The following is a 9799-nucleotide window of genomic DNA, read 5'->3' on the forward strand; positions in this document are numbered from 1 at the left end:
ATGGAAGTTGAAATGAGAATTGAGTTTTATGCAGATCTAAATAATCGGATTATTCCTAAATATTATGGTTTGAAAAAAACGATACTACAAGAAATTGATAAAGATGATTTTAAAATGATTTACACTTTAAAATCAATTTATGAAAGACAAATAAACAGTTACTCGGAGGAAATGAATAAAACTCACCAAGATTTATTCTTTAATACTGCTCCATATAGTAAACTGAACATGGTTCTCGTTTTAGAAACATTGAAAACATATCCTGATACATATGCTATGATTTTTAATTCAACCGTTTTGAATAGAAATATGAATAATGAAGACGAAGCAATTAAAAGAAAACTTAACAGTAAATACTTTAAGAAATTTCATAATTATTCAGAGTGTATTGACGATATGTATAAAGACATTAAAGAATCGAAGCTGAAATATAAAATCGTAGATATTATGCAAAACACTGGTTTTAAATCAGAAAAGGATAGACAGGACTGTGACACCTTGGATTTGTTGATATGGGCTATTCAGTAAAAAAATCTAAAAAGTAACTTCAAGTCCAATAGCTATGAATATCCAGTTTCTAACAATTCCTTTTTGAGGTGCATCAGGGTACTAGATAATTTGCATATTTACATATACTGCGAAATAGAATTTTCACCTTCCTGACTTTTACTTAAGCTCATTATTACCAACAGACGTAATTTCCTGAAATCAGCTCTTCCCCTTGGTTTTGGCTTAAGGATTTTACCACTTCAAAAAGTATCTGTCTTCGATGTTGGAAAAAATCATGCTCAAAAAGCAGACAAAATTTCTAGAAATTTACACGTAGTTGTTGGTAAATATTCAATGTTACAAGTCGTCTTTACCGATTTTAGAATTTGATTTCGTGATGAAATAATTTCTCCAAAGAAAAAATCATGATTGAAGGAGATACTGCTATTTTTTTGGCATGAAACTTGTAAATTCCGAAATATCATTACCTAAATTGATCTCGCAAGGTATACATCCTATTCTTGAAATTTATTTGGTATCCGCTAGCCCTCTTTTTTATTAAGACCGGAAACAAATAGAATAACCCAAACAAGAATAGAATAATTTATATCAGGGCATCACGTTAGATTATTGATTTTCGCCCAACTAGTTACAAATATCATTTCTTTGATTCTTTTCACGCCAAATAAAGTTTGGGGCGACATGGCCTTGCTTTAATTGGAATAGACTTAACATTTAACAATGGGTATATGAAAAAACGCTTCCTAATATTGGGCCTTTTAGTAATCTCCATTTCAGGAATGGTGGGGTACAACTTGTTTAATAAATCCCATCGCTCGGTGATGGATGAAGAGGCCATCGAAATCAGTGCCGTAGAATTGTTTGAGAGGTTTGAAGCCAATGAAGCAGATGGAAACAATGAGTTTCTCGACAAGGTAATCGAAGTCCGGGGTGAAGTTGCCGAAATCCTCACCAACCAGGAAGGAAAAACAGTCATCATTTTGGTCACTGACAACCCGATGTTTGGGGTCAGTTGCACAATGGAGGGTGAAAGCAAAGGTATTGAAATCGGCGCAACCGTATCGATTAAAGGAATCTGTGTCGGGTACCTGTCCGATGTGGTTATCAACAGAGCAATAATTACCAAATGAAACCAATCAGTCCAAGGCTATGAAAAAATCACCTGTACTCAGCAATAGCAGAAGCCTATTCGCATTGTGGATTTTGATCTTTTTTGGATCATGTGTCCATGAACCCTTCCTAAGTTCCCTTGACTCGAACAATGAGCCCCCGCCCCCGCCAACAGATGATTGCCTCAGTGATGGGTCTGTTTGCTTTGAAAGCAGTATTCTACCCATTTTTCTTTCATCATGTGCACGGAGTGGTTGTCATGATTCTAAGAGCAAAAAAGATGGATATGTCCTAGACAGCTATACCAATATTATGAAAAAGGGGATTTCTAAGGGAAATGCCAATAACAGCAAACTTTATAAAGTATTGTTTGCAACGGGAAGTGACAGGATGCCGCCTGACGGACCGCTATCCCAAGCCCAAAAGGATGCCATCAAACTTTGGATCAATGAAGGCGCCAAAAATACCACAGACTGCAACTGTGGGTGTGACCCCTCTCTGTTTACTTATGCAGCTATCATACAGCCTATTATGGCAACCAATTGTGTCGGATGCCATAAACCGGGATCCTTGGGAGGCAATATTGATTTATCTACCCACAAGGCGGTTCAAACCCAAGCTGCTAATGGTAAACTGGTAGGAAGTATCACCCATGCCCAGGGTTTTGTGGCAATGCCCCAAGGAGGTAAACTTCAAGATTGCGAGATAACCCAAATCAAAAGTTGGGTAAGTGCCGGAGCTCCAAACAATTAATGACATGAAATTTAAAATACAAACTACCCTGTCAATAGGAATTGTCTTTTCCTTTTGTCTTTTCCTTACGGGTTGTTATTATGACAAAGAAGCCATTCTTTATCCTGACCTGCAAAACTGTACCCCTGCAGTCAGCCCCTTATTTTCGGCTGATGTTCTCCCGATTTTGAACAACAAATGCAATAATTGCCACGCCGGGAATTCCGCCTCTGCGGGGATTAAATTAGACACCTATGCAGAGGTGTTGAAATATGTAAATGATGGAAGTCTGATGGGAAGTATCAACCATTCTCCAGGATTTTCCGCCATGCCCAAAAATTCCGGCAAGATGAGCAGCTGCCAGATTGAACAGATCCAAAACTGGATCAATTCCGGAAAGCTAAATAACTGATGCCTTGATCTCTACTAAACAATTTTAAAATATGAAAAAGTTAATTTGCCTAATTGGATTCACAGTCTTCGGCTTTGGAAGTATGGCCCAGGGAATATTCATGACCCGCACAGGCCAAGTATCATTTTATTCTGAGACGCCTATCGAGAATATAGAAGGAGTCAACAACGAAGTTACCAGTATGATCAATACGGATACCGGCGAAATTGTCTTTGCCATTTTGGTCAAAGGCTTTCATTTCGAAAAAGCCCTGATGGAGGAGCATTTCAACGAAAATTACATGGAATCAGGGAAGATTCCCAAATCAACATTCCAAGGAAAAATCACCAACCTTTCAGAGATCGATTTCAAAAAAGAAGGAAATTACCAGGCAAAGGTGGAGGGAGATTTGACGATTCATGGGGTTAAAAAACATGTCAGCTCAACGGGAACCATCCAAGTCAAAAAAGATGGAATCAATGTTGAATCCGATTTTGACATCAAACTGAATGATTTTGAAATTGAAATTCCCTCATTGGTAGCAGACAAAATTGCCAAGCAGATTTCCATCAAAGTGAATTGCGCCTATAAACCAAAATCCTGATGAAGACTTTAAAAATTCTTGTAATGATGCTTTTTGCCTTTCTGCCCGCTATGGCACAGGAGGATTTGATGAGCATGCTTGAGGAAGAAATGAAAGACGATGACAAGCGTGATTTTACCATCGCCACCTTCAAAACCACCAGGATCATCCAAGGACATTCTATTGAAAATGTGGCCCCCGGAGTACTTGATTTCAGGATTTCCCATAGGTTTGGCTATATCAACGGTGGGGCATACGAATTATTTGGTCTGGACCAGGCTACGATGCGATTGGGTCTGGACTATGGGCTGACAAAGAATTGGATGATCGGTATCGGAAGGAGTACTTACCAAAAACAATATGACGGATTTACCAAATATAAAATCATCAGACAAGCTACAAACGGAAGCCCGATCACTTTGAGTGCGGTGGGATCTATCATGTATAAATCCATTAAGTTTGACAACCCAAATATTATTAATTACCAAACCTCCAACTTGTTTTATTCTGGGCAAGTACTCATTGGAAGGAAATTCAGCGAAGGACTTTCCCTTCAGGTTATGCCAACTATGATCCACTATAATTTAGTAGAAGGAGCAGAGGACCCCAATGATGTTTTTGCTGTGGGAGTTGGAGGAAGGATCAAACTTAGCCGACGCATCAGTTTCAACGCCGAGTATTATTATCAGCTACCGGAATATAAGTTGCCTGGAACCACAAACTCCATCGCATTGGGTGTGGACATTGAAACCGGCGGCCATGTATTCCAAATCAACCTTACCAACTCTGACGGCATGACGGAGAGAAGTTTTATCTCCGAGACCACCGGCAATTTCTTCAAAGGGGATATCAGGCTGGGATTCACTATTTCTAGGGTCTTTACCCTCAAAAAACCAAAACTGACACCTTCCGGAGAATAGTTTTAACAGCCTTTTTAAATTGGATGAGGTTACACTAAGCTGTCTTTCAGGAATAATTTTGAAGCCTAATATTTGACAGCACGGGAAGTGCATGCTGTTCTTTTTCAAAATTGCTTGATCCTGTTTTCCTCCGGCAAAAAGAAGAGAAGGGATTACCGCTGGAATATTGCGGATAATCCTATACTTTTATAGTATATGTCCACAGAAATCCTCCTCCGCTACGTTCATTTTATCAGTATTTTCACCATAGTGGGCGCACTTGTTTCTGAGCATCTATTGCTGAAAGAAACCATTTCACGCTCAGATATCGGAAGACTAGCCAAAATTGATGGGATTTATGCCCTTGGGGTAATTGTTTTGTTGGCTGTCGGAATGACCCTTTGGTTGGGAGGTTTTGGCAAACCCACTGAATTTTACAGCAAAAACCCAATTTTTCATACCAAGCTTACCTTGTTTGTCATCATAGGCATCCTCTCGATTTACCCTACAGTCTTTTTTATCAAAAATAAAAACGGCGACCCAGAAGAAAATATTCAGGTACCAAAAGCCATTTTTTGGATGGTGCGCATGGAGTTGTTGCTTTTATTTGTGATTCCGATTCTTGCCGGCTTGATGGCTAAAGGAATTGGAAGCACAGGATGAAATCAAAAACCCAAAATTTCTGTTGTACTTCCTACCAATGAAAATTTATGATTTTGGACTTTTTGGCTAAATAAAAACCATAACTATGAAAAATTACGCCACTGTTTTTCTGCTACTGTTTCTCCTTGTCAGCTGTAGCAAATCAAAAAATACGGTTATTTCTGAGAAACCCCTAGGTTGGGATAAAATAGAAACCCCAACCACCGCCTCATTGCGTGGTCTGTCTCCGATTACCGAACAGATTGTCTGGGCAAGCGGATCGGGAGGAACATGGTTAAGGACTTTGGATGCCGGAGAAACCTGGGAATCAGGAATCATCGATGGGCTTGACTCTGTTGATTTCAGGGATATTGAGGGAATTGATGCCAATACCGCTATCGCAATGGCCTCCGGTCAGCCTGCCGTCATTTACAAAACGATCGACGGGGGAAAAACCTGGGAGAAAAAATACCAAGGTCCCGAGGGGGCTTTTCTTGATGGAATGGCGTTTTATAAAAACGCTGGATATGCCATTGGAGATGTGGTGGAGGGAAAGTGGATGATATTGCAAACCAAAGACCTTGGAGAAACATGGAAGTGGATGGAATCTTCACCTCCTGGTCCGGTAGGAGGTGGCTCCTTTGCGGCAAGCGGATCAGGGATTTTGGCAGACGGAGACAATATCTGGTTTGCCAGTGCGGGAAAGGACAGTAAAATCTATCATTCACCGGACAATGGATTCCATTGGGAAAAATACCCCACACCCATTGTGCAAAATGAAGATTCCCAAGGTATTTTTTCTATGGTGAGAATTGATGTAGAAGGCATAGTGGCTGTCGGCGGAGATTATGCCCAAGCAGATTTGAGCTATAACAACTGTATGGTTTCTTTGGACAAAGGAAAAACATGGAATCTGATTCCCGGAAAGCTGCCGAGCGGGTATCGGTCTGGAATAGAGTTTTACTCCAGATTCGGATGGCTGGTGACAGTAGGACCAAACGGTTCCGATTTTTCCACCAACAGGGGAGATGATTGGGAGAGATTTTCAGAAGAGGGATTCCATGCAGTCAAAATTGACCATACCACCACTTCCATTTGGGCTTCAGGGGCCAAAGGGAAAATAGCAAGGCTAGTCTATTGAGAGATTTGTCTGCCATTCTTTTCCAAAATTTAAAAATAGGTAAAGTTTAGTGAGGCTATTGTCAAATTCTGCTTTCTTGTATTATCTTTAAAATCCTGATTAGTAATTAAGTTTTGAACTTTGCCTGTCAGGGATTTCATTAATTTCCCAAACCCAACCTATTGGAGCTATGACTGATTTTGACATCATCCCCTCAATTTGGATCATCAATGGTAAATGCGTCCGTCTCAAACGTGGGGATTTTGCCACAGAGGAAGTGATTTCCAACAATCCACTCGCCGTGGCACAGGCATTTGAAGACCATGGCATCAAGTGGCTTCACTTGGTGGATCTGGATGGCGCACGCAGAGGAGAACCAAAGAACTTCCATATTCTTGAGGCGATAGCTGGTTATACCAACTTGATCGTAGACTTCACAGGAGGAATTTCTACAGATGGGGATTTGTTGAAATGCTTCGAATACGGAGCAAAAACCATCACTGCATCATCGGTTGCAGCCTCCTATCCGGAAAGATTTGCACAATGGTTGGTAACTTATGGCCGTGAAAAAATCATTTTGGCAGCAGATACCAATCCAATAGATATGAAAATCAAAACAAGGGGTTGGCTGAAAAAAACAGAAATAGACCTATTTGACCACATAGAAAATTTTTACCAAAGGGGCTTGAAGTACGTGAAGGTTTCTGATGTCACCAGAGACGGAGTGATGGAAGGGCCGAATTTCGAATTGTACCAAAGAATTGTGGAAAAATATCCAAAGATTCACCTTGCCGCCAGTGGTGGGGTACGAAATATTGACGATTTCAAAAAATTGAAAGACATGGGGGTCACAGCTGCAGTTTTTGGGAGAGCATTCTATGAAGGTTTGATTACCCTTAAAGATTTGGACAAGTTCATCTCCGAGAATGCTTAGTAAAGCAAACAAAAAATATTAATTTAAAAGCCAAGGGAAAAGAACCGTTGGCTTTTTTTGTATTGTCAGCTTAAGCCAGTGTCCTCACTGACTTTCCCTTTTGAGAAGTTATTTTACATTTAATGGCAGTGAAGACACTGCCATGGGCGAAGTACACCTTATCTGTTCATTCCATCTGCGGAAGTCTGCGAAATCGGCGGGAGAATATTTCAGAATCTAATAAGTTGGTCCCGCAGAACACGCAGATAATTTCCTTTGCCAAAGTTAGTGTTGCAAAAGCCACCGCCTGAGTCAGTGTCCCCACTGACTTTCCATTCCATCTGCGAAATCGGCGGGAAACGTTATTTGTAGCTGAACCGAAATGGGGAAAGATCGGGCTTCCTTTCCTTTTTCCTCTTCAATTCCAATTGGTATAAATATTCCCCCAACTCCGCAAAAAACGGAAAGCCGATCGAATCATATTCATAGATATCGTCATTGAGGGTTTCGTCGGCATTGGTATAGATGACTGCAGACACAAAAAACTCCGTTCCCGTCTCAAAATCTACAAAATACGAACTGTCCAACAAGTGCCCGTATGCATTCCCTGTTTTGTTGAAAATCCTGAACCTTGCCGGAATCGGGGTTTTGTCCGTTCCGAATTTGAAAAACTTAGAATAGCTGTCATAAAATTCCGGAAGGCCAAATTTGGGAAAATCACTTTCCATGGGAAGCATGGACATGTATTTCAGGATAAATGACCGGTCTGATTCGCTGATCTGAAATCTTTGTCCGGAAGAAAATTTCTCAGGAAATACCATCCTTTGGACGACGCTATGAAGGTCAGAAAGCGCAAATTTGTTTTTGTATGTAAAATCCATCGGCTCATTGACCAACTCACCTCCGCTATAATATGCCTTGCCAATAGTCGGATGGTTCCTATTGGCATAGACTTCGGATGTTTCCCTTGCAGGGATTTCCAACAAAACATTACCCGAATTATCCACAAACCGGATGGGATTGAAGTGTCTGTTTTCCACTTCGCTCATCGGCATGCTGAGTCGGTGGTTGATGATGGTATTTGCAAAGCCTTTTTTCTTGAGTTTGGTATTGATATAATCCTGGCCCAAGAGTTCATAGAGCCTGTTGTAAGCATCATTGTCGCTGACGAGCAGGATTTTTTTGATATAATGGGCAATGCTCGGCAGGTTATTTTCTGCCGAACTGTCAACCAAAGCGGGGATTTGGGAAGGCCTCACCGAGTCCGTCAGCATGGTGGTTTCCGCAGTCAGCCCTTCTATATTTTGTGTTGCCAACCATTCCAAGGCCAAAATCGCTACAGGAAGTTTGACAGTGCTTGCCGGATAAAAGTAGGTTTGGTCATCCAATCCCACATTGAAATCTATGAAAACCGGATTGCCCAAAGAATCCCGGTCTATCCTTGTGTATAGAATCTGTGCCTTGAAGGTCTCCGGATTTTCCAAAACCTTTTTCAACACAGGAAAGCTTTCAGGAATATCCTCAAACGGAACAGGTTCTTTTTGGGAACAGGAAAAAAGCAGGATTCCGAAAATGAAAAGACAAAGTGGTTTTTGTAACATGGGCTTCAAGTTTGACTATTTGTCCTCAAGTAAGCCATATTCGGTTTTTAACCCAAACATCAGATTCAAAAAATCACCGTTTAAGATTGGAAATTGCCTTGTGGAGGAGGAGTAAATCGGATTCTTCGTGACCGCCCGAAACCACAATTCTATTTGCAAAAGGATCTGTCGGTTTTGGATATGGAAAGGAAGACACAATAATGCCTGCTGCTTCGAGCGCATCAGCCCAACTTTGATCGGAAAAAGAGAAAACAGGAAAATCCCCGGATTGAAGGAAAGCGGAATCCGTTCTCAAAAGACTTTTGAAAAGGCTGAGGTTGGATTTGGATTTTGTGCGCTGCGCTTCAAAAAGATGCTGTCCCTGCAGGAATGCCTGCAAAAATCCCGGTGTCGGTGGCGAGGAAGTACGGAAAATCGGCAGCTGTGAAATTCCTGAAATGGTTTTCTCTTCCCCTAAAATGATTCCGGCAGGAAGGGAAAGTCCTTTTCCCAAGGAACCTGAGATGACAAGATTCACCGGTAGGTTTTTCCATTGGCTATAGGTCCCAAAAATATCCTCACCCAAAATCCCAAAAGCATGGCTGTCATCAAGAAGCAAAGTATAATTGTGTTTGGATGGCAATTCCTTGATCCAATCAAAATCATGGACATCAGGCTTAAGCGGATCTACTGCATTGGCCAAAATCAGGATATTGGAGGTAGGCAGTAATTCGCAGGTTTCCTTGCAATAGCTGATCCAATAATCAAAACTTGGGTTGGGAAAGGGATGAAGTCCCTCTGCCAACACAGCAGGATGTGTATCCGGCGCAATGAAAACCTGATGGGCATCTTTTTTCAGGTAATTGACTGCGGCAGTACCTGCAAGGAAGCCGCTGCTCCAAACGAGGGATTTTTCCGCTTTGGCTTTTGTTGCAAAAAACACCTCAAACTGCTCATAGACAGCAAGCCGGACATTGTTGACCCGGCTGAGTCCGTGGCTGATGCCGTATTTGGCTATGCCTTCAATGACCAGTTTTTCGAATGCTTCCACTCCTCCCATGCCCAGATAGGCCGTTCCGCTAAAAAACAGAAACTCCCTGTCATCTTGGAATACGGTTCTGCCGATTTTGGAGTGGAGGTCAAAAGGATTCATTATTAGGGTATATTGATTCTAAGAAGCGGATAATCTGGGAAAGGGCAGACAAATGGGTAAAGACTAAACCCGATCCAAAACTAAGCTAAAAATTTAAAAGGAGAAAAGGTTATGAATCCATGCTTTCCTATTACCTCAAAACGCAACCTACAATCCAGTGAACCGC

General features: G+C 41.3%; 11 protein-coding genes. 9 read left to right on the forward strand and 2 right to left on the reverse strand.

Annotated features, from left to right (window positions below; genetic code table 11):
* From ACZFYI_RS10015 to ACZFYI_RS10055, 9 genes are all read left to right on the forward strand, one after another.
* On the forward strand, positions 1–528 hold a 528-nt coding region (locus ACZFYI_RS10015; RefSeq protein ID WP_462523989.1), incomplete at its 5' end, for a hypothetical protein.
* A 710-nt stretch (positions 529–1238) separates the two neighbouring features.
* Positions 1239–1640 carry an OB-fold protein gene (locus ACZFYI_RS10020; protein ID WP_462523990.1) on the forward strand — a complete coding sequence of 134 codons (402 nt, stop codon included), beginning with the start codon at positions 1239–1241 and terminating at the stop codon, positions 1638–1640.
* 19 nt (positions 1641–1659) lie between these two features.
* Entirely contained in the window at positions 1660–2373 is a 714-nt protein-coding gene (locus ACZFYI_RS10025; RefSeq protein ID WP_462523991.1) for a c-type cytochrome, read from the forward strand.
* A gap of 4 nt (positions 2374–2377) precedes the next feature.
* Positions 2378–2764: a hypothetical protein gene (locus tag ACZFYI_RS10030; RefSeq protein WP_462523992.1), complete on the forward strand. Its 387-nt coding sequence runs from the start codon at positions 2378–2380 to the stop codon at positions 2762–2764.
* A gap of 31 nt (positions 2765–2795) precedes the next feature.
* A complete protein-coding gene (locus ACZFYI_RS10035; protein ID WP_462523993.1) occupies positions 2796–3347 on the forward strand; it encodes a YceI family protein in 552 nt (183 codons plus the stop codon).
* A complete protein-coding gene (locus tag ACZFYI_RS10040) occupies positions 3347–4246 on the forward strand; it encodes a DUF5777 family beta-barrel protein (protein ID WP_462523994.1) in 900 nt (299 codons plus the stop codon). Before ACZFYI_RS10035 ends, ACZFYI_RS10040 begins: the two co-directional genes overlap by 1 nt.
* 195 nt (positions 4247–4441) lie before the next feature.
* On the forward strand, positions 4442–4888 hold the full coding sequence (locus tag ACZFYI_RS10045; protein ID WP_462523995.1) for a DUF2214 family protein: 447 nt from the start codon (positions 4442–4444) through the stop codon (positions 4886–4888).
* 85 nt (positions 4889–4973) lie between these two features.
* Positions 4974–6008, forward strand: coding sequence for a WD40/YVTN/BNR-like repeat-containing protein (locus ACZFYI_RS10050; protein WP_462523996.1), 1035 nt, complete (start codon positions 4974–4976; stop codon positions 6006–6008).
* A 169-nt stretch (positions 6009–6177) separates the two neighbouring features.
* Positions 6178–6921, forward strand: coding sequence for a 1-(5-phosphoribosyl)-5-[(5-phosphoribosylamino)methylideneamino]imidazole-4-carboxamide isomerase (locus ACZFYI_RS10055; RefSeq protein ID WP_462523997.1), 744 nt, complete (start codon positions 6178–6180; stop codon positions 6919–6921).
* 341 nt (positions 6922–7262) lie between these two features.
* Here ACZFYI_RS10055 and ACZFYI_RS10060 read toward each other — a convergent pair whose 3' ends face one another.
* Together ACZFYI_RS10060 and ACZFYI_RS10065 are read right to left on the reverse strand one after the other, a co-directional pair.
* A complete protein-coding gene (locus tag ACZFYI_RS10060; protein ID WP_462523998.1) occupies positions 7263–8501 on the reverse strand; it encodes a serine hydrolase in 1239 nt (412 codons plus the stop codon).
* Positions 8502–8574: 73 nt separating this feature from the next.
* Entirely contained in the window at positions 8575–9633 is a 1059-nt protein-coding gene (locus ACZFYI_RS10065) for an aminotransferase class I/II-fold pyridoxal phosphate-dependent enzyme (protein WP_462523999.1), read from the reverse strand.
* Between the last annotated feature and the right edge of the window lie 166 nt (positions 9634–9799).

Source organism: Aquiflexum sp., assembly GCF_977115555.1.

Bases quoted from the DNA above. Each gene is read 5' to 3' on its own strand.
- ACZFYI_RS10035 (WP_462523993.1), top strand. From the start codon at position 2,796: ATGAAAAAGTTAATTTGCCTAATTGGATTCACAGTCTTCGGCTTTGGA.
- ACZFYI_RS10020 (WP_462523990.1), top strand. From the start codon at position 1,239: ATGAAAAAACGCTTCCTAATATTGGGCCTTTTAGTAATCTCCATTTCA.
- ACZFYI_RS10055 (WP_462523997.1), top strand. From the start codon at position 6,178: ATGACTGATTTTGACATCATCCCCTCAATTTGGATCATCAATGGTAAA.
- ACZFYI_RS10050 (WP_462523996.1), top strand. From the start codon at position 4,974: ATGAAAAATTACGCCACTGTTTTTCTGCTACTGTTTCTCCTTGTCAGC.
- ACZFYI_RS10025 (WP_462523991.1), top strand. From the start codon at position 1,660: ATGAAAAAATCACCTGTACTCAGCAATAGCAGAAGCCTATTCGCATTG.
- ACZFYI_RS10065 (WP_462523999.1), bottom strand. From the start codon at position 9,633: ATGAATCCTTTTGACCTCCACTCCAAAATCGGCAGAACCGTATTCCAA.
- ACZFYI_RS10045 (WP_462523995.1), top strand. From the start codon at position 4,442: ATGTCCACAGAAATCCTCCTCCGCTACGTTCATTTTATCAGTATTTTC.
- ACZFYI_RS10060 (WP_462523998.1), bottom strand. From the start codon at position 8,501: ATGTTACAAAAACCACTTTGTCTTTTCATTTTCGGAATCCTGCTTTTT.
- ACZFYI_RS10040 (WP_462523994.1), top strand. From the start codon at position 3,347: ATGAAGACTTTAAAAATTCTTGTAATGATGCTTTTTGCCTTTCTGCCC.
- ACZFYI_RS10030 (WP_462523992.1), top strand. From the start codon at position 2,378: ATGAAATTTAAAATACAAACTACCCTGTCAATAGGAATTGTCTTTTCC.